Source organism: Bacillus sp. ABA4_010 (assembly GCF_056159105.1).
Genome location: NZ_JBSWUN010000003.1, coordinates 3,433,705 through 3,453,170, shown reverse-complemented (window position 1 = coordinate 3,453,170; position 19,466 = coordinate 3,433,705). Strand labels below are relative to the sequence as shown.

Genomic DNA, 19,466 nt, shown 5'->3' with positions numbered 1-19,466 from the left:
AGAAACAAAGAAGTTGAACTTGCTATTTATCATAGGGGTTGCTGCGACAGGGTGTTTTAAATGAGAAACATCGCCACAATGGTGGTGACAATCAATCCAACTGTGACGGGAAGCAAATTTCTTCGTGCCAGCTCAAAAGGATCAACCCCGCATATCGCTGCTGCTGGAATGAGTGCCCAAGGGACGAGTGTACCTCCGCCAACCCAGATGGCCGCAATTTGTCCGAGAGCCGTTAAAGTAGCGGCTCCTGCCCCAATAGCGGTCGAAAAAAGTTGCGCAATTGAGCCAGCAAGGGAGATGCCTGAAAAACCAGAACCATCTAACCCAGTAATGGCCCCAACACCTGTGAGGGTAATGGCTCCAACAGGTGCATTTAATGGAACGACGGAAGCTAATGCAATTCCTAAGTCATTGACAATGCCTTCCGATGCTTTTGGTAGGAAATTACCGACAATGGCTTGAAAGCCCGAATCGCCCAAATAGAAAAAGGCAGCAATCGGAATGACCGGACCGAATACTTTAAACCCAAATTGAAACCCTTCAATTAAATAATTCGTTGTTTGCTCCAGTCCTTTTCCTTTATAGGCAATGAGTGATATTAACACGAGAATAAAAACGGACGTGCCGCCAATTAGTGCCGTCGCGTCTCCGCCCTGTAAATTCAGCTGGAACATAGCCCATACATCAATAATAAACAAAATCGGAATGATTAAAGCGATGAACCGTTTTGTTCGCGGTGATAAAGACAGTATTTTATCTTGCTGTGAAGAAGAGGACGGGATCTCGAGTTGTTGAACAGTTAACGTCCCATTTTGCATGTCTCTTTTAAGCAAAAAGAAGGCGGTGATTGTAGTCACTGCTCCCATGACGATGACAAGCGGCACACTTGCGCCAATTACATCTTGAATCGGAAGCCCTGCAGCATCGGCTGTTAGCTTTGGAGCTGCTTGAATGACAAAATCTCCAGACAGCGCAATTCCATGCCCGAATAAGTTCATCGCCATGGCAACACCTAAAGCGGGCAATCCAACACGTACGGCAACTGGCAGCAAGACGGCTCCTAATAAGGCAACTGCTGGAGATGGCCAAAAAAACCAGGACATGACCATCATCAACAACCCGATGACCCAGTAGGCTAACGCAGGTGTTCGAATGAGCCGGACAAATGGGGAGACCATCACATCGTTGACACCAGTGGCGGTCATGGCTTTACTCATACTTACGATAATGGAGATAACAAGAATGGTTGGGAGAAGTTCGGTGATGGCGTAAATGAAGCTGTTGAAAATGCCGCTTACAGCACCGCTCAGTGAAGAGGTAGCAATCAAAGCTAATAAGAAAATACCCGTAATACAAATAAGACTTGTATCTCTTTTCATGACCATAAAGCCGATAATGAGAAAAATAAAGCTTACATAAATCCAATGAAGGGCCGTCAGTTCAATGCCCATAACTAAATCCCTCCTATATAGGTGACTGTACTATACGATATGACGACTCATAAATTATGGGAATGTCCTATACAGAAAAACTGGGCGATTCACCCTTTGTACAGTCTGTCATGTATTGGGCAGAAAAAAAGCACGCCAGAGAATGTTTTTTCTCTGACGTGCTTTTTTGTTCTTATTCGGCATTAGCGGACAACAGCAAGATTACTCTGCTGAAACAACTTGATATGTCGTGACATAGGAAGGGCCGGAAAAAATACTTTTTTGTTGATCCATCCCTTCAGATGTTCCTCGTTTTTGGTGTGCTTTTTCATAAGCTTTCGATTCTTGCCATTTCTTAAATGAAGCTTCCTCATCCCACATAGTTAAAATGACATATGTATCACTATCTAACGGTCGTAAAACACGGATGGCGGCAAATCCCGGTTCTTGTTCAATAAGTCCAGCTCTTTGGCTAAAGCGATATTCAAATACAGGACGCCCTTCATCTGTCACAGGTATGTTATTTAAAACAGCAAATCCTCCATGTTGAATGTCCCCTGAGGAATCAAGCACTTCGTAACGTTGAGGGGTATTAAAAATCGTGTTTCCGACTGTTTCATGAAGAAGCATGGCATTGTCAGCGGTGGACATTAACACCATTGTTTCCTCTGAATGTTCTGCCTTCAGCTTATTCAAATAATCGACAGTTCCAAATGTAATGAACATGTTCATATGAATCCCTCTCTTTTCCGTGTATAATTCGGTTCTTTTTGTATACGATGCGTTGTTTAACTTCATACTATAGGCGTGCAACGGTTTTTAGTTTGGGTATATTCATCATGTTGCGCCTAAAAAAGGTGGACAGTACTAACATAATTATACAGATTCAATAAATTGAATACAAAAATAAACATGTTCAACCTACAGACATCGAAGGAAAACGTGAGGTGAGTAATATGAAGAGAAAAGGGACCCTTGCTGCACTTTCCATTTTTACGGCGGTATTATTTGCATTAATTGGTTATATGTTTATTTTGTTTTTAGGGTCGTACGTTATTGATGAAAAGAAGTTTGTGATGAATTCAGCGGCAACCCTGGTAGATGAAACAGGGAAAGAGTTAACGAGGCTTTATGTGGAAAATCGTGATCTTGTGTCAAATGAAGATATTCCGGATCATGTGAAACAAGCTTTTATCGCAGTGGAAGACGCCCGTTTTTACGAACACCATGGAATTGATATTAAGGCAATTGGTCGGGCTCTCTATAAAGATATGCTAGCAGGAGGAAAAGTTGAGGGAGGAAGCACGATTACACAACAGCTGGCCAAAAATATCTTTTTATCCAACGATAAAACATGGATGAGAAAAACGAAGGAAGTCATTATTTCTCTAAATCTTGAAAAACGATACACGAAGCAAAAAATTTTAGAGATGTATTTGAATCAAATATATTTTGGGCATGGTGCCTATGGGATTCAGGCTGCTTCTCAGCTATATTTTAATAAATCTGTTTCCGAGCTGACAATTGAACAGGGAGCGCTTTTGGCTGCTTTGCCAAAAGCGCCGACCACGTATTCTCCTCTTCTCCACCCAGATAAAAGCTTGCAACGCCGAAATGTCGTCTTAGAGTTAATGAGAAAAGCCAACTATTTAACGAGTGAACAAACAGTAAGATTTCAAGGACGCACATTGGCGCTCAACGTCCAGCAGCAAGTGAGAGATCCAGCTTTTTTGACATACCTTGATATGGTGATGGAGGAAGCAGAGAAGAAGTTTTCTATTTCAAATGAAGACTTGTTGCGAGGCGGCTACAAAATTACGGTCCCTATGAACGCTACGGTACAAAAGACGGCGTATAAATTATTTCAAGAAGATCGTTATTTTCCTGGAACGGCTCCTGGGGTGCAAGGGGCGTTTGTGTTAATCAATCGAGAAACGGGCGGAGTGCTGTCGGTGATAGGCGGAAGAGATTACGTTCAAAAAGGGTTAAATCGTGTTCACGTGAAACGGCAGCCAGGTTCCACCTTCAAGCCTCTTGCAGTGTATGCTCCCGCTTTGCAGGAGAAAGTGCTCCATCCGTATTCCTTACTGGAGGATAAGCCTTTTTCATATGATGGCTATATTCCTCGAAACATAGATGGTCAATATAAAGGAACGATGACGATGTATGATGCCCTTGTACAATCAGCTAATGCGCCTGCGGTTTGGGCGCTACATGAATTGGGCATAAACGTAAGTAAACAATATTTGACAAAACTTGGACTCCCTATTGAAGATGAAGGGTTAGCTATGGCACTCGGAGGTTTAAGTGAAGGGATTTCTCCGTTGTCGCTTGTTTCAGCATATAGATCCTTTGCGAGTGAAGGGAAAACAGTCCAACCATTTTTTATTCAAAAAATTGAAGACCGTCAAGGCAATATTTTAGCTGAAACGAGTGTGAAAGAGCAAAAAGTGTTTTCTAAGCAGACAGCGTGGCATATGACGAAGATGCTGGAGGCGGTTGTGTTGAATGGTACGGCAAAAGTGGGGCAGTTCGAAGGAGCTTTAGCTGGTAAAACGGGCACCACCTCATATACAGGTGTGAAAGGGGCTGCAAAAGACACGTGGTTTGTTGGTTATACAAATGATGTCGTGGGGACAGTTTGGATGGGCTATGATAAAACCGATCAGCACCATTATTTAACGAAAGGTAGTTCTTATGCGACTACGTTATTTAAAGATATTTTAATGCAATCTTCTTTAACGCATGCCGCTGCTTTTACTCAACCAAAAGATGTACAAGCTTTACCAGAGCCGATCCAGCTTCAAGTGATTGAAGATTTATCGAGCGATATTGTCTTTAAGCCTTTAGGATTGTTTACGGTGCGGTTAACATGGACTCCTTCTCAAGATGAGAGAGTGAGGTATCACATATATGAAGTGAAAAAAGAAGGTTCGCGTCTTGTTGGACAAGTAGAGGGTAGAGGCGAATATGATATTGAACGAGTTAATCTTTTTAATCTATCTTCTTTTTATGTTGTGCCATATAATCAGCTGACAAAACAGCAAGGGACGAAATCAAATGAAGCGGTCCCTGTTTTTCTTCCTGAACAATCTGCCAGTCAATGACATAGTGGGAAGGTCAATGTCGATTTTTTGACAATTTAGGATGGAAACTATACAAGAAAAGAAATAATCGGTATAGTTGCAAGTGGAACCTAGTGGCAATAATGAAAACATACTATAATGACATATAGACAAGATAAATGGGGGAAAAATCACATGGATCAACGAACAATCAATGAAACGTTTTTGCAAGCATGTCGCGGCGAGAAAACCGATTATGTTCCTGTTTGGTATATGCGTCAGGCGGGCCGTTCACAGCCGGAATATCGAAAGATAAAGGAAAAATACTCTTTATTTGAAATTACGCATCAGCCGGAATTATGCGCATACGTGACGCGTCTTCCTGTTGAGCAATATGATGTGGATGCTGCAATTCTTTACAAGGATATTATGTCACCGCTTCCAGCTATCGGAGTGGATGTTGAGATTAAATCCGGTATTGGCCCTGTTATTGACAATCCTATTCGTTCGATGACTGACGTGGAGAAGTTGGGGGAAATTACACCAGAGGAAGATGTTCCTTACGTCTTAGACACGATTAAATTATTAACGAAAGAGCAACTTAATGTTCCGCTCATTGGTTTTGCGGGTGCTCCGTTTACATTAGCTAGTTACATGATCGAGGGAGGTCCTTCGAAAAACTATAACAAAACAAAGGCGTTCATGTACGCAGAGCCGAAAGCATGGTTTGCCCTTATGGACAAGCTGGCAGATATGACGATTACATATGTGAAAGCACAAATTGACGCTGGGGCGAAAGCAGTCCAAATTTTTGATTCATGGGTAGGCGCGTTAAATGTAACCGACTACCGTTATTTTATTAAACCAGTCATGACACGTATCTTCTCAGAACTACGAGAAAAAAATGTTCCCCTTATCATGTTTGGAGTAGGGGCAAGCCACCTTGCCAAGGAGTGGCATGAGCTTCCGCTTGATGTTGTCGGACTTGATTGGCGTTTGCCGATTCAAGAAGCTCGAAACATGGGGATTACGAAAGCTGTGCAAGGTAATTTAGATCCCGCCATTTTATTAGCTCCGTGGGAAGTCATTGAAGAACGTGCGAAAGCAATTTTAGATCAAGGGATGGCACAGCCAGGCTATGTATTTAATCTTGGTCATGGTGTATTCCCGCAAGTCAACCCGGAAACATTGAAGCGTTTGACTGCATTTGTTCATGAATATTCTGCTTCAAAACTGAAGTAATGGCCGATATGCAGAGGAAATGATGCGTGAAGTTCAGTAGAAACCGCATCGCAGAAAAGACAATTCAATAAATCGCTGCAAGTGAGTGTACGATAAGAGTACTAATTTTTGAATTTTGTTGACGGTTCATGCAAAATGAAGAGTGGATATGAACAAACTGCGAGGTGTAGCAAAAAATGAAAAAACGAATGGGTTTACTTGTCATGGCTTATGGAACTCCATATAAAGAAGAAGATTTAGAACGATACTATACACATATTCGTCATGGACGAGCACCTTCTCCGGAAATGCTTGAAGATTTACGAAGTCGTTATGAAGCGATTGGCGGTATTTCTCCACTTGCTCAAATTACACAAGAGCAAGCGGAAAAATTGGAACAACGTTTAAATGACGTGCAGGATGAAATTGAATTCAAAATGTATCTTGGCTTAAAGCACATTGAACCTTTTGTGGAAGATGCGGTTAAACAAATGCATGAAGATGGCATTACCGAGGCGGTTAGCATCGTGTTGGCTCCGCATTTTTCTACTTTCAGTGTTAAATCCTATAATGGACGGGCAAAAGAAGCAGCTGAAAAGCTTGGTGGCCCTGTGCTTCATTCGGTTGAAAGCTGGTATGATGAACCGAAGTTTGTTCGCTATTGGGGAGATCGTGTTAAAGCGGTATTTTCATCCATTGTTGAACAGGAAAAAGCCGTTTTAATTGTATCAGCACATAGCTTGCCAGAGAAAATTATTGCAGCGGGTGATCCATATCCGAAGCAACTTCAGGAGACAGCGGATTTAATTGCAGAAGCTGCAGGTGTGAAAAATTGTGTCATTGGATGGCAAAGCGCTGGAAATACGCCTGAACCGTGGATTGGTCCAGATGTTCAAGATTTAACGAGAGAGCTTCATGAACAGCATGGCTATACATCATTTGTATATGTACCAGCCGGGTTTGTCGCGGATCATTTAGAGGTCCTTTATGATAACGATTATGAATGCAAAGTTGTGACAGATGAAATTGGAGCCTCTTATTACCGACCGGAAATGCCGAATGCGCAACCAGAGTTTATTGATGCGTTGGCAACAATTGTATTGAAAAAACTAGGAAAAGTTGAATAAGAGCAATTAGTTTGAAACAAGAGTGAAGAGTCGACAAGGTATGCATGCTATACCTTGTCGACTCTTCTTTTTTATGGAGGAGTCGCATAGTTTCGCTCTTTTTTGAGAGGCTAAAAAGAGTTTGTACATAACTTTTCTCTCATGATGCAATAGGTACGTCGTTGGTAAGGGGAAAGTTTCCTTTTGAGAGTAAAGAAGCCGTTGGATGATGAAACGCTCTTTTTGACAAAAAGAATGAATAGTTCAATATTTTCCACCCTAACGGTCAATGTAAGCAGTTTCATAAAATCTTTCATCCACTAAAATAAAGGTATAGGAGGTGCGGGATACTATGAACAAACAAGTGAACATGAAAAAGGCAGGCTTATTTGCTCTATTTGTTGGTCCGGCGTTTTTAGCTTTTAGTATCATCGTGTTAGTTCCGTTTTTTACAGGTGTATATTACGCCTTTACAGACTGGAACGGAGTAACAGGGAATATTAAGTGGGTCGGATTAGATAACTTTAAATATTTATTTACAGAAGACAAACAGTTCCAGCAATCTTTTTGGATTACCACGAAATACACGGTAGTTGCCATTATATTAACCAACATGGTTGGATTCGGTTTGGCAATGCTTGTGACGCAAATGTTGAAAACAAGAAATATATTACGAACAGTATTTTTCCTACCGAACTTAATTGGTGGTCTTTTACTAGGGTTCGTTTGGCAGTTTATTTTTGTTAAAGGTTTTGCATCTATCGGTCAAATTACAGGAATTCCATTTTTTGAATTGCCGTGGCTTGGAGATGCCAATACAGCTTTTTGGGGGATCGTCATCGTCAGCGTATGGCAAGGAGCTGGCTACATTATGCTGATTTATACAGCAGCGCTCCAAAATGTTCCGCAAGAGCTAGTCGAAGCTGCGAAAATTGATGGCGCAAACAGATGGCAAATTCTGCGTCATATTACAATGCCAATGGTTGCTCCGGCAGTTACAGTTTGCTTATTCTTAACCATTTCTTGGTCATTTAAAATCTTTGATGTCAACTTGTCTCTTACAAACGGGGGACCATTTAAATCGACAGAAATGTTAGCGCTTAACATTTATACAGAAGCCTTCGTTAATAACCGTTACGGACTTGGTGAAGCAAAAGCATTAGTATTCTTTATTGTCGTAGCAGCAATTACAACGATTCAAGTTATGTATACGAAGAAGAAGGAGGTTGAATCATAATGGGAAGCAAATATACAGGAAAATTATTCACACTTGAAGTTCTAGCCATTTTACTTGGGCTTGTGTTTTTAGTACCTTTCTATTATGTTGTTTCCAACTCCTTAAAGCCGTTTGCTGAAATTTTAACGAATACGTCAGCATTACCATCTGCTTTACAATTCCAAAACTACGTCAATGCTTTTGAGCAAATGAATTATTTAAAAGTATTTACGAACTCGTTAATTATTACAGTAGCAAGTAATGTTGTACTTGTTGTCTTCTGCTCCATGGCAGCATACATGCTTGTACGAACAAAGAAAAAAATCAGTAACATTTTGTTTATGGTGTTCGTATCAGCAATGGTTATTCCATTCCAATCCATCATGATTCCATTAGTAAAAGTAGCAGGGAATCTCGGCTTATTAAACAGCATTTGGGGTCTCGTCTTCATGTATTTAGGTTTCGGATCTGGGATGACCATCTTCCTTTATCACGGATTTATTAAAGGTATTCCTGTCGAACTGGAAGAAGCGGCAATTATTGATGGATGTTCACCGTTTGGTGTATTCTGGCGAATTGTTTTCCCATTATTAAAACCGATTACAGTAACCATCATCATTTTGAATAGCTTATGGATTTGGAATGACTTCTTATTACCATTACTTGTTCTGCAAGATCCAGACTTACGTACAATTCCATTGGCGACATTCTTCTTCTTTGGACAATATACGAAGCAGTGGGACTTAGCCCTAGCAGCATTAGTAATCAGCATCATTCCATTACTAATTTTCTTCTTTGCCATGCAAAAACATATTATTAAAGGGATTACAAGCGGATCCATTAAATAATGCAACAATGTGAACTCTTCATTGAACGAGTGAATGAAGAAAGTGCATAACGGATAAATGGGAAGAAGATGCTTTTCAAATAAAAGGTCTTCTTCCGAGAAAGAATAACCATCAATATATTCCACTCTACTGTTCAATATTATCACCTTTCAAAAAGGTAGATTATTAGTACAATGAATTCAAAGAGATACTATTAAAAAACTAGGGGGTAACAAAAATGGCACCAAAAATGAAAAGGCTTCCATTCGTAGCAGGTATGTTATCAGCTTCACTCCTTGTATCCACAGCATGTTCAAATGATGCTTCAGAAGATAAAAAAGAAAACAATGGCGGAGGCGCAGCAGGCGATGAAGTCGTAGTTGATTTGTTCCAATTTAAAGTTGAAATTGCAGATCAGTTGAAAGCGTTAACAGATGAATATACGAAAGAAAATCCAAATGTGAAATTTAACATTCAAACAGTGGGCGGCGGAGCAGACTATGGAGCGGCTTTGAAAGCTCAATTCGCATCTGGAAACGAACCAGATATTTTCAATAACGGGGGCTACCAAGAAGCAACAACGTGGCAAGAGAAGTTAGAAGATTTATCTGACCAGCCATGGGTGAAAGATGCTTACGAGACAGCGTTAGAGCCAATGACTATCGATGGAAAAGTATATGGCCAGCCATTAAACCTTGAAGGTTACGGCTTTATCTACAATAAAGATTTATTTGAGAAAGCAGGCATTACAGAGCTTCCAACGACATTATCAGAATTAGAAGCTGCTTCAAAGAAACTACAGGATGCAGGCATTACACCTTTCTCTATCGGCTATGGTGAGTGGTGGGTAATCGGCCAGCATTTATTAAACTTAGGTTTTGCTCAACAAGAAGATCCAGATGCTTTTATTAAAGGGCTATATGATGGAACGACGACGATTGCTGGAAACGAGAAGTTTGATCAGTTAATTGACCTATTAGATTTAACGGTTAAGTATGGAAATAAAAACCCATTAACGACAGACTATAACACGCAAGTGACACAGTTTGCAAGCGGTGAAACAGCGATGATGCAACAAGGAAACTGGACACAGCCGATGATTGATAAAATCTCACCAGATATGAACATTGGTTTCCTTCCAATGCCAATCAATGATGACGCAGCCGCAAATGATAAACTACAAGTGGGCGTACCAAACAACTGGGTAGTTAACAAAAATGCACCAGATGCAGATAAGCAAGCAGCGAAAGATTTCTTAAACTGGATGGTTTCTTCAGAAGCAGGTAAAAAAGCGTTAGTGGAAGATTTCAAATTCATTCCAGCCTTTAAGAGCATTGAAGCAAAAGGTGTAGGACCGTTAGGGGAAGATATTGTAAAATATTCTGCAGAGAACAAAACCCTTACTTGGAACTGGTTTAAATTCCCGAACGGAGCACCACAAGAATTTGGTTCTGTGATGCAGGCATATGTTGGTGGGCAAACATCTAAAGAAGAGTTATTCGAAGCTTTAGATGCAACATGGAGCAAATTGAAGTAATAAAGTAGATAAGAAACCGTTCCAGCCTACAAGGCGAAAGGAACGCTCTCTTAAAAGGCCTTTCCCGTTCACCTGTTGCGATAACATGGTTGGAGGGAGAGGCCTTTTCCATTTTTTTATGAGTATGTTGCTGTTTACTAGTTTCAACACTTTACAAAATAGATCCTGTTTCTGCATGATGGAAATTTACTCAGAAAGAAACGTCTTTGCTCGTGTTACAATAATACATATTAGCGAAGAAATGACCGTAACGGTTGGAAGGAGGATTGTATGGGGTGGAGCATTCGTAGAAAGCTTATTGTTTTTTTAATGATTGTGACGGTTCTTCCATTTGGAACATCCATTGCGATTACATATTACTATACGAAAGAATCGGTCAAAGATCGCTTTATTTCGACGAATCAAGATGTGATTGAAAATGGAGGCGAAGATATATCCACCTATTTACAAGATGTCGCGCAAATGACGACACGGCTGTATAGCTATAGTCCGTTTATGAATGTATTACGAGATGGAGTGTCGAGCAACTTACGGGAAAATCAAGAAGAAGTAAATCGAATACTCATGTATCTCTTTCAAACACGCCCGGAAATTGAGCAAATTCATTTGTACATTAATAAAGGGAACGATTCGTATACCATCTACCATTCCCGCTTGAGCGGACGAGGCAAGTACGAGGAAGTATATACACATCCATATTATTTTCAATTAGGGCAATCGGATTATTACAACATAATTGAGCCGCCGCACCGAACATACAGCTATAATAATATGTCTGTCATTCCAGAGTCGGAAAAAAGAGATGTATTAAGCTTTCATAACATGATAAAAGATGTGCCATCAGATCGTTTTTTAGGTTTTTTATCCATCGACATAAATTTATCCTCCTTGCTTGCCATTGCGGATCGGTTGTATGTAAAGGGATCAGAAGATTTTTATGTTATGGATGGAAATGGAGTGATCGTGTACGCTTCTGAACAAGAGCTGATCGGGAAAGAAAATAAAGAAAACTGGTTTGAGCACGTTCAAAAGGCTTCTGATTCCGATCATGATTTGGAATGGAAAGACGAGGAGTTTTCAGGGGTAATCGTTCATGACACCATTTCGGCCTCTTCAACAGACTGGTATGTGGTGAAAAGAATCCCTTATGACTTGCTTTATAAAAGTGCAAGAGAAACGGCGTTTATTAACATACTAATTGGGATCATTACGCTTGTGATTGTGGTAGTGGCCACAATGTTTGTTTCCTTTAAGTTTACGTCTCCGATTAAAGTATTAATTGCAAATATGAAAAAAGTGGAAAAAGGCGAGTTTGAAGTTGAATTTGATTCGTTAGGTAATGATGAATTTGGGATGCTTGGGCGACATTTCAAATTAATGGTAGCGAAAATCAATGATTTAATTCAGCGGGAATACCGATTAGAAATTGAAAATAAATCTACGCAATTAAGGGTGCTTCAATCTCAAATTAATCCGCATTTTCTCTATAATGCTTTGCAGTCGATTGGAACGTTAGCATTAAAGCATAAAGCGGTTCCGGTCTATTCACTCCTCACCTCATTGTCCAGTATCATGAGGTACAGCATGAATATGAAAGAGGATGTTGTGTCATTTGTTCAAGAAATTCAGCATGTAAAGGCGTATTTGACTTTGCAAAAAGAACGGTTTGGGGAACGATTTGAATATGAGTTAGAAATTGATGAGAATGTAAAAAATGTTCTTTTGCCGAAAATGATTTTACAACCGATTGTAGAAAATTGTTTTAAACACGGATTCGATCAAAAAGTGGAGAAAGGATATATTTATATTAAAGCTTTCATAAAAGAATGCGGAACCGTTTGCATTACGGTTCAAGATAATGGAAAAGGTGTCCATGAGCAGTATTTGGAAACCATTCGAAATGAAGTTGCCGGGAGGGCTCCTACTGATACGAATAGACGCGAAGCGATTGGACTGAAAAACATTTATGATCGCTTAAATATTTATTATAGTGACCAGGCTCGAATAATCATTACAAGCCGTGAGCAGGAGCATTTTACGATTACTATGGAAATGCCTGCCGTAATAAGCAAGGAGGTGTAAGCATTGTGAGAGCATTAATTGTAGATGACGAACAACACGTGCGGGAAGGGATTAAACTGTTAGGCCAGTGGGACGAGCATGGAATTGAAGAAATTTTTGAAGCGGAAAACGGGGAAGAGGCCATTCATTTTATTACAACCTATAAGCCAGCTATTATCTTTACAGATATGAAAATGCCAAAAATGGATGGCATTCAGCTGCTGGAGTGGATTAAACATCATCATCCTCACAGTAAAACAATCGTTGTAACAGGATATGATGATTATCATTATATGAGAAAAGCGATTCACTTTGGCAGTGCTGATTATATTTTAAAGCCAATCGACCCAGAAATTTTAAATGATACATTGCGCGATGCGGTCGAAGAGTGGAAGAAAGAAGAAGTCACTCGTAAAAAAGATAAGACAATTTACCAGCTCATGAACGAGATGAAGCCGATTTATCGCGACCGAAAATTGACTCAATTGCTTAACAACCAAGAAGTGAACCCGTCTATGTATGAAGAAATGGGGCTGCATATTGCGAAGGCATCGAGAGCAGCTGTTGTAAGAATTAACGGTAAAACCATTGAGGCCTTCCAAGGAGATCGAGATTTAGCGTACTTTACCATTTTAAATGTCGTGAATGAAGTATTGAATGAGAAAGAATGTGGCATCGGTTTCCGCTATTTATCGAATAAGGGAGAAGTTGTTCTTCTATTTTGGGATCAATTAGATGAGTCCGATCGATTATTAAAAGAGATTTATCGCTCGCTCATGACCTCTGTTAGCGTATCATGCCCAATGGCTCTCGGAAAAATCGTTGATCAAAGTTCGAACTTAATGGAGTCGTATAAGCATGCAAGACAGTTGTTATTAAACAGCAATGTATTAGCTGATACGGATGAGAAGGTTTATACGAAAGATGCAGAAAAGCAAGTACCACTTATTAATTTAATGGATTACTCCTCTCAAATTGAACAAGCTATTCAAAACGGGGAGACCCATATATTTGAAGAGGTAATTGCCAACATATTGAATGGATGCCAAGAAAGTCGATTTTTGTCTTTAGGACAATTGCTTCATTTTGAAAAAGAATATCAAGTTATGAGTCATCGTTGGCTGAAAAAATATGAAGTGCCGTATTCTGTAACAGAGCAAATCGACAAACAGATTGATCCATTTTTTAATGAATATGGGACATTTCAGTTAGAGCAATATGTTGAACGAAAGCAGCGTGAAATTGCCCTCTTTTTGAAAATCGTGAAAAAACGTTCTCTCCAACAAAAGAAAAATGTGATTGAGGAAATTGAGCAATATTTGCAAGCGAATTTTGACCGCGACGTTAAACTGCAAGAAATTGCGGATCGCTTTTATTTGAGCAGGGAGTACATTTCGAGAAAGTTTAAGCAAGAGTTTAATGAGAATATTTCGGATTATTTAGTTAAAATTCGAATGAATAAAGCGAAGTCTTTACTGAAAAACAGTCAGCTCAAAATATATGAAATCGCCAATATGATCGGTTATCAAGATGATAAGTACTTTCGGAAAGTGTTTAAAAAAATAGAGGGAGTGACCCCCAATGAATATCGGACGTTGTTGTCTGAATAATAGTGGGGACTAAAAAACATATGGTTTTCTCGCATTAAAGTCATTAAAAAGCGGCTCTGTGTTATAATACAGAGCCGCTTTTTAATAGATTAGAAGAATTGTAGCGTCTATTCTACAACATGTAAACAGTGATCGCATTTATTTCCATAGCACTCATGCTGTTCATCGATCTCTTTCCCGCAATCTGTACATTTTTTAGAAGGTAGGTTTTTGAAAAATTCGGACATTTTAACTAGCATTTCACTCGCCTCCGTTGTTTTAATTGAGTTTATTGTATTATAACAGAATGGTTGTTGTCAATTATGTTTTATAACAAAAAATAAAAATTTATTTTGTGTTATAAAACAGTGGGTGGGGTTGAAGAGAATGGAGCAATCAGATGACAACGATGTATAGGAATTCAAAGTGTTTTCTTCTCTCTTTTTTCGCCAATTCGGTTATACTAATGGATGAAAAACATGTGGAAAGGGTGAGAGGATGAAGGTAACAGTAGTAGGATTTTGGGGAGGGTATCCCGAAAAAAATGAAGCGACATCCAGCTATTTATTTGAGCAAGATGGATTTAGACTCCTTGTAGATTGTGGGAGCGGTGCATTGGCTCAGCTTCAGAATTATATTTCCCCAAGTGAATTAGATGCGGTGATTCTTTCTCATTACCATCATGATCATGTCGCAGATATTGGGGTTCTTCAATATGCCCGACTCATTCAATCGTTTCAAAGTAAGAATCAAAAGGTTCTGCCGATTTATGGGCATGTCTATGACGAGCAAGGATTTGCCCGACTGGAGATGCCTAATGTTACAAAAGCGATGTCTTATGATTTGGCACATGCAAAACAAATTGGTCCGTTTACGATTACCTTTCTTGAAACGAAACATCCAGTCACTTGCTTTGCAATGAAAATTACAGCGGGTGAGCAAACCGTGATTTATACGGCTGATTCCAGCTACATGGAAGAATTCATTTCTTTTTCCAAAGACGCAGATTTGCTTATTTGCGAGTGCAATTTTTATAAGAATCAAGATGGAACGAAGGCTGGTCATATGAACAGCTTAGAAGCAGGGGAAATCGCGGCAAAGGCGAATGCAAAAGAACTTCTTTTGACTCATTTGCCCCATCATGGACAACTACATGATCTTGTACAAGAAGCAAAAGAAGTTTTTCAAGGAACGGTTCATCTAGCCGAAAGTGGTTTTAGATGGGAAAGGGAATAGAAGAAAGGGACGAGAACATGCTGTTTATCGATAATCAAGGTATTACAGATCCAAGAATTAATTTAGCCATTGAAGAATATGCAGTTAAGCATTTAGATATTGAGGAAACATACTTGCTTTTTTATATTAACGAGCCGTCTATTATCATTGGAAAAAATCAAAATACAATTGAAGAAATTAATACAAGGTATGTAGAAGAACAAGGGCTTCATGTCGTTCGCCGTCTTTCCGGCGGTGGAGCCGTTTATCATGATTTAGGAAATTTGAATTTCAGTTTTATTACGAAAGATGATGGTCAAAGCTTTCATAATTTCAAAAAATTCACTGCTCCAGTCGTCAAAGCATTAAAGCAGCTTGGGGTAAATGCAGAGCTGAGCGGCCGAAATGATATTTTAGCGGATGGAAGAAAAATTTCCGGCAACGCGCAATTTTCAACAAAGGGAAGAATGTTCAGTCATGGAACCCTTTTATTCAATTCTGAAATTGACCATGTTGTTTCGGCTTTGAATGTAAAGAAAGATAAGATTGAATCAAAGGGAATTAAATCAATTCGCAGCCGGGTGGCCAATATTAGCGAGTTCTTGGAACAACAAATGACGATGGAACAGTTTAAGCAATTGCTACTTACCCATATTTTTGAAGAAGAAGGTGGCATCTCTACATATGAATTGACGGAAAAAGATTGGGAACACATTCATCAGTTATCAAAGGAGCGTTATCAAAGCTGGGAATGGAATTATGGAAAATCACCGAAATTCAATTTGCAGCATTCACATCGTTTTCCAGTCGGTCAAATTGATGTTCGCTTAAAGGTGAATAAAGGAGAAATTGAAGAGTGTAAAATTTACGGCGATTTCTTTGGAGCAGGAGATGTCTCTGAAATTGAAAATAAGCTAAAGCATATTCGGTATGACTATGAATCGCTAGAACAGGTATTGATGGATGTGCCAATTCAACACTACTTTGGCAACATTACGAAAGAAGAGTTTATTAACTTGATTTATTAACTTGATTTATTAACCTATTGTGAAGGGCTACACAGAATAGAAAGATTTTTAACGGAAAGGGCTCAATAGTAAATCCTTTAGTTGATTGGATTTGCATGTTGGGTCCTTTGTTATGTTAAACAAACGTTTGTTTAAGACATGCTTATCTCCAATGCACCTGTGTAGCATGCTTTTCATACCAGAGCGGACGATGGTGTTAGCGGATAAATTTTCTAACGATAGTTGCAGGAATATTTCCAATTAAATATAATATATTTAGAATATTTTAAAAATAAAGCATATAATGAATGGTTATTCATTCATTATATAGAGGAAAGGGAGTGGGAAAGTGAATTTATCATCACAATTGCATGCTACTGCCAATCAGTATGCAGACAAGCATGCGTATGTATTTGAAGGCAAAGCTGTTACTTATAGGGAACTTGATGCGGCTGTCTCTCGGTTTGCAGGGGGCTTGGCGGAAGCCGGGGTGAAAAAAGGGGATCATGTGGCGATGTTGTTAGGAAATTCCCCTTATTTTATCATCGGACTATATGGATGTTTACGTTTAGGCGCAACTGTTATCCCTATCAATCCGATTTATACGGCTGATGAAATGACCTACATTGTCAATAATGGTGACGTGAAGGCAATTATTGCGCCGGATGTCTTAATTCCTTTGCTGCAAAGTGTGGAAGTCCTTTTGCCGACTGTGGAACACATTGTTATATGTGAAACACCGCAGGGGAAAGAAACAACAGCGAAAGATTCTGGGCCAGCGCTTACGAAAAAGACGAGGTCTTTTGCTGAAATTATTGCAATGGGAGAGGCAGTGTATCAGCCAGCTGTTGTTGATTTAGAAGATACGGCCGTGATTTTGTATACATCAGGCACAACTGGAAAGCCGAAAGGGGCTATGCTGACACATCGAAATTTGTACAGCAATGCAAAGGATACAGCAGACTTCCTTCGTATTGGTAGCGATGATCGAGTATTGGCCGTCTTACCTATGTTCCACGTCTTCTGTTTAACAGTTGCTCTAAATGCTCCGCTCATGAATGGAGGGACGGTCCTGATTATGTCTAGATTTAGTCCTCCTTCTACCTTCAACGCGATTCGGCAGGAGAAAGCTACCATATTTGCTGGTGTTCCTGCTATGTACAATTTCTTGCTCCAATATCCTGATGTAAATCCAACAGATGTAAATACGTTACGGCTTTGTATTTCAGGCGGAGCTTCTATGCCTGTTGCTCTATTAACAGCATTCGAAAAGAAATTCAATGTTTCTATTTCAGAAGGGTACGGGCTATCGGAGGCTTCGCCTGTCACGTGCTTTAATCCGCTCAATCGTCCAGGAAAGCCTGGCTCAATCGGGACAAACATTCACAACGTCGAAAATAAAGTAGTGGACGAGCTTGGAAACGAAGTACCGGTCGGGCAGGTGGGAGAATTAATCGTACGTGGCCCAAATGTTATGAAGGGTTATTATAAAATGCCCGAGGAAACAGCCTTTACGATTAAAGACGGGTGGCTGTATACAGGTGATTTGGCGAAAATGGATGAAGACGGATACTTTTATATCGTTGACCGAAAGAAAGATATGATTATTGTGGGAGGGTACAATGTTTACCCACGTGAAGTAGAAGAAGTATTGTATAACCATCCTTCTGTTGTCGAGGCAGCTGTCATTGGAATTCCCGATGTAAATGTGGGAGAAGCGGTAAAATGCTTTGTAGTAGTTAAAGACAACGATGTAACAGAAGAAGATTTACTTGTTTATTGCCGTCAATATTTGGCTAAGTATAAGGTTCCAGCTGAAATTGAATTTTTACCGGAACTTCCAAAAAATACGACAGGAAAAATATTGCGTAGAGCATTAAAGCAACATCTTTTAAACCAATAAGTCATTTTTTTAGAAAATAAAAAAGGGTTGACAATAGTGAAGGTAACACTTTTTTTGTAAGCGTTAACAAATTTAACTTTGACGGGAAAGCATGCTTTCCCGTCGAGCTTTTTTATCTTATGTGAATAAGCTGTAAAACTCTGCTTCATAGGATATTTCTTTACTAAAACTTCTGAATATTATTGAAATTATTTTTATGTAGGATATAATCTATTGCATAATAACATCTAAGAATAGATGGACGAAGCATAAAAGAGAGTAGGGGGAAGAAGAGATGATAAAGAAAAAGAAAAGTATTACAGGAGCTGCGCTTGCCATGTTGTTATTTGCAGGTGGCTGCAGTTCAAGTGCCGATACAACAGGGGGAACAGAAACAGAGGATAAAAAAGAAGCATTTGTCGTAGGTGTAACTCAAATTGTAGAGCATCCATCTCTGGATGAGGCGTATAAAGGGTTTCAAGCCGCATTAAAAGATAAAGGGATCGACGTTGAATATGATGTACAAATTGCTCAAGGTGATATGAATAACAACCAGACCATTGCTCAAAATTTTGCTGGTGACGGCGTTGACTTAATCTTCGCAAATTCAACGCCAAGTGCTTTAGGTGCGTTGAATGCAACGAAAGACATTCCCATTGTCTTTACTTCTGTAACAGACCCAGTTGGAGCAGGTCTTGTAAAATCATTTGAAGAGCCAGGTGCTAATATTACAGGTACGACCGATACACATCCGGAAGCTATCCCTAATACTGTTCAATTTATTGACAAGTACGAAGAAGGAACAAATATTGGAATGATTTACAACTCCGGTGAGCAAAATTCTGTAGCGCAAATTGATATGGTGAAAGAGGCTGTGAAAGGCACAGACTTAAAAGTGGTGGAAGCACCTGTGTCAACATCAGCAGAAGTGAAACAGGCAGCTGAATCATTAATTGGCAGCGCCGATGTTATTTATATTATTACAGATAACACTGTTGTTTCTGCCCTAGAAGCGGTCATAAAAGTGGCAGCAGATGAAGATATTCCCCTTTATGTTGGCGAGTTGGATTCTGTAAAACGAGGTGGCTTTGCGGCATACGGTTTTAATTATTATGACATTGGCTATCAAACTGGAGAAATGGCGGCAAGCATTTTATCAGGTGAGAAACAACCTTCTGATATTCCTGTTCAATATCCTGACAAATTAAAGCTCATGATTAACAAAAAAGCAGCGGAGGATATGGGTGTCGAATTATTGCCAGAATGGGAAAGTGAAGCAGAGTATACGGAATAACAAACAAAAATGGGAC

General features: G+C 39.6%; 15 protein-coding genes. 12 read left to right on the top strand and 3 right to left on the bottom strand.

All coding sequences use genetic code 11. The features are described 5' to 3' along the window. Positions 1-56: 56 nt before the first annotated feature. Together ACXAEO_RS18205 and ACXAEO_RS18200 are read right to left on the bottom strand one after the other, a co-directional pair. Complete coding sequence (locus tag ACXAEO_RS18205) at positions 57-1,451, bottom strand: hypothetical protein (RefSeq protein ID WP_474883413.1); 1,395 nt, start codon at positions 1,449-1,451, stop codon at positions 57-59. 201 nt (positions 1,452-1,652) lie between these two features. Further along, entirely contained in the window at positions 1,653-2,162 is a 510-nt protein-coding gene (locus ACXAEO_RS18200) for an antibiotic biosynthesis monooxygenase family protein (protein WP_474883412.1), read from the bottom strand. 224 nt (positions 2,163-2,386) lie between these two features. On the opposite strand from ACXAEO_RS18200, the gene ACXAEO_RS18195 reads away from it, so the two are divergent. The 8 genes from ACXAEO_RS18195 to ACXAEO_RS18160 all read left to right on the top strand — a co-directional run bounded on the left by ACXAEO_RS18195 (position 2,387) and on the right by ACXAEO_RS18160 (position 14,073). Beyond that, positions 2,387-4,537 (top strand): transglycosylase domain-containing protein, encoded by a 2,151-nt coding sequence (locus tag ACXAEO_RS18195; RefSeq protein WP_474883411.1) that lies wholly within the window; start codon positions 2,387-2,389, stop codon positions 4,535-4,537. A gap of 153 nt (positions 4,538-4,690) precedes the next feature. Further along, positions 4,691-5,737 (top strand): uroporphyrinogen decarboxylase, encoded by a 1,047-nt coding sequence (gene hemE / locus ACXAEO_RS18190; protein ID WP_474883410.1) that lies wholly within the window; start codon positions 4,691-4,693, stop codon positions 5,735-5,737. Between the two features lie 176 nt (positions 5,738-5,913). Then, positions 5,914-6,843: a ferrochelatase gene (gene hemH / locus ACXAEO_RS18185; protein ID WP_474883409.1), complete on the top strand. Its 930-nt coding sequence runs from the start codon at positions 5,914-5,916 to the stop codon at positions 6,841-6,843. Between the two features lie 331 nt (positions 6,844-7,174). Beyond that, complete coding sequence (locus ACXAEO_RS18180) at positions 7,175-8,059, top strand: carbohydrate ABC transporter permease (protein ID WP_474883408.1); 885 nt, start codon at positions 7,175-7,177, stop codon at positions 8,057-8,059. Then, positions 8,059-8,886 (top strand): carbohydrate ABC transporter permease, encoded by an 828-nt coding sequence (locus ACXAEO_RS18175; RefSeq protein ID WP_474883407.1) that lies wholly within the window; start codon positions 8,059-8,061, stop codon positions 8,884-8,886. The genes ACXAEO_RS18180 and ACXAEO_RS18175 overlap by 1 nt, the downstream gene beginning before the upstream one ends. A 217-nt stretch (positions 8,887-9,103) precedes the next feature. Next, positions 9,104-10,402, top strand: a complete 1,299-nt coding sequence (locus ACXAEO_RS18170; RefSeq protein WP_474883406.1) for an ABC transporter substrate-binding protein — start codon at positions 9,104-9,106, stop codon at positions 10,400-10,402. 270 nt (positions 10,403-10,672) lie between these two features. Then, complete coding sequence (locus ACXAEO_RS18165; protein ID WP_474883405.1) at positions 10,673-12,484, top strand: sensor histidine kinase; 1,812 nt, start codon at positions 10,673-10,675, stop codon at positions 12,482-12,484. A gap of 5 nt (positions 12,485-12,489) precedes the next feature. After that, the gene (locus ACXAEO_RS18160) at positions 12,490-14,073 is read left to right on the top strand and encodes a response regulator (protein ID WP_474883404.1); all 1,584 of its coding nucleotides are present in this window, start codon (positions 12,490-12,492) and stop codon (positions 14,071-14,073) included. Between the two features lie 107 nt (positions 14,074-14,180). Here ACXAEO_RS18160 and yhfH read toward each other — a convergent pair whose 3' ends face one another. Beyond that, a complete protein-coding gene (gene yhfH / locus ACXAEO_RS18155; protein ID WP_474883403.1) occupies positions 14,181-14,312 on the bottom strand; it encodes a protein YhfH in 132 nt (43 codons plus the stop codon). 238 nt (positions 14,313-14,550) lie between these two features. Here yhfH and ACXAEO_RS18150 point away from each other — a divergent pair, with 238 nt between their 5' ends. The 4 genes from ACXAEO_RS18150 to ACXAEO_RS18135 all read left to right on the top strand — a co-directional run bounded on the left by ACXAEO_RS18150 (position 14,551) and on the right by ACXAEO_RS18135 (position 19,450). Then, a complete protein-coding gene (locus ACXAEO_RS18150) occupies positions 14,551-15,288 on the top strand; it encodes an MBL fold metallo-hydrolase (RefSeq protein ID WP_474883402.1) in 738 nt (245 codons plus the stop codon). A 17-nt stretch (positions 15,289-15,305) separates the two neighbouring features. Beyond that, a complete protein-coding gene (locus ACXAEO_RS18145; RefSeq protein ID WP_474884276.1) occupies positions 15,306-16,295 on the top strand; it encodes a lipoate--protein ligase in 990 nt (329 codons plus the stop codon). A gap of 328 nt (positions 16,296-16,623) precedes the next feature. Then, the gene (locus ACXAEO_RS18140; protein WP_474883401.1) at positions 16,624-18,177 is read left to right on the top strand and encodes a fatty acid--CoA ligase family protein; all 1,554 of its coding nucleotides are present in this window, start codon (positions 16,624-16,626) and stop codon (positions 18,175-18,177) included. A 274-nt stretch (positions 18,178-18,451) separates the two neighbouring features. Next, on the top strand, positions 18,452-19,450 hold the full coding sequence (locus tag ACXAEO_RS18135; RefSeq protein WP_474883400.1) for an ABC transporter substrate-binding protein: 999 nt from the start codon (positions 18,452-18,454) through the stop codon (positions 19,448-19,450). Positions 19,451-19,466: the final 16 nt, after the last annotated feature.

Coding starts and splice junctions, on each gene's coding strand:
- ACXAEO_RS18205 (WP_474883413.1), bottom strand. CDS start 1,451: ATGGGCATTGAACTGACGGCCCTTCATTGGATTTATGTAAGCTTTATT.
- ACXAEO_RS18200 (WP_474883412.1), bottom strand. CDS start 2,162: ATGAACATGTTCATTACATTTGGAACTGTCGATTATTTGAATAAGCTG.
- ACXAEO_RS18195 (WP_474883411.1), top strand. CDS start 2,387: ATGAAGAGAAAAGGGACCCTTGCTGCACTTTCCATTTTTACGGCGGTA.
- hemE (WP_474883410.1), top strand. CDS start 4,691: ATGGATCAACGAACAATCAATGAAACGTTTTTGCAAGCATGTCGCGGC.
- hemH (WP_474883409.1), top strand. CDS start 5,914: ATGAAAAAACGAATGGGTTTACTTGTCATGGCTTATGGAACTCCATAT.
- ACXAEO_RS18180 (WP_474883408.1), top strand. CDS start 7,175: ATGAACAAACAAGTGAACATGAAAAAGGCAGGCTTATTTGCTCTATTT.
- ACXAEO_RS18175 (WP_474883407.1), top strand. CDS start 8,059: ATGGGAAGCAAATATACAGGAAAATTATTCACACTTGAAGTTCTAGCC.
- ACXAEO_RS18170 (WP_474883406.1), top strand. CDS start 9,104: ATGGCACCAAAAATGAAAAGGCTTCCATTCGTAGCAGGTATGTTATCA.
- ACXAEO_RS18165 (WP_474883405.1), top strand. CDS start 10,673: ATGGGGTGGAGCATTCGTAGAAAGCTTATTGTTTTTTTAATGATTGTG.
- yhfH (WP_474883403.1), bottom strand. CDS start 14,312: ATGCTAGTTAAAATGTCCGAATTTTTCAAAAACCTACCTTCTAAAAAA.
- ACXAEO_RS18150 (WP_474883402.1), top strand. CDS start 14,551: ATGAAGGTAACAGTAGTAGGATTTTGGGGAGGGTATCCCGAAAAAAAT.
- ACXAEO_RS18145 (WP_474884276.1), top strand. CDS start 15,306: ATGCTGTTTATCGATAATCAAGGTATTACAGATCCAAGAATTAATTTA.
- ACXAEO_RS18135 (WP_474883400.1), top strand. CDS start 18,452: ATGATAAAGAAAAAGAAAAGTATTACAGGAGCTGCGCTTGCCATGTTG.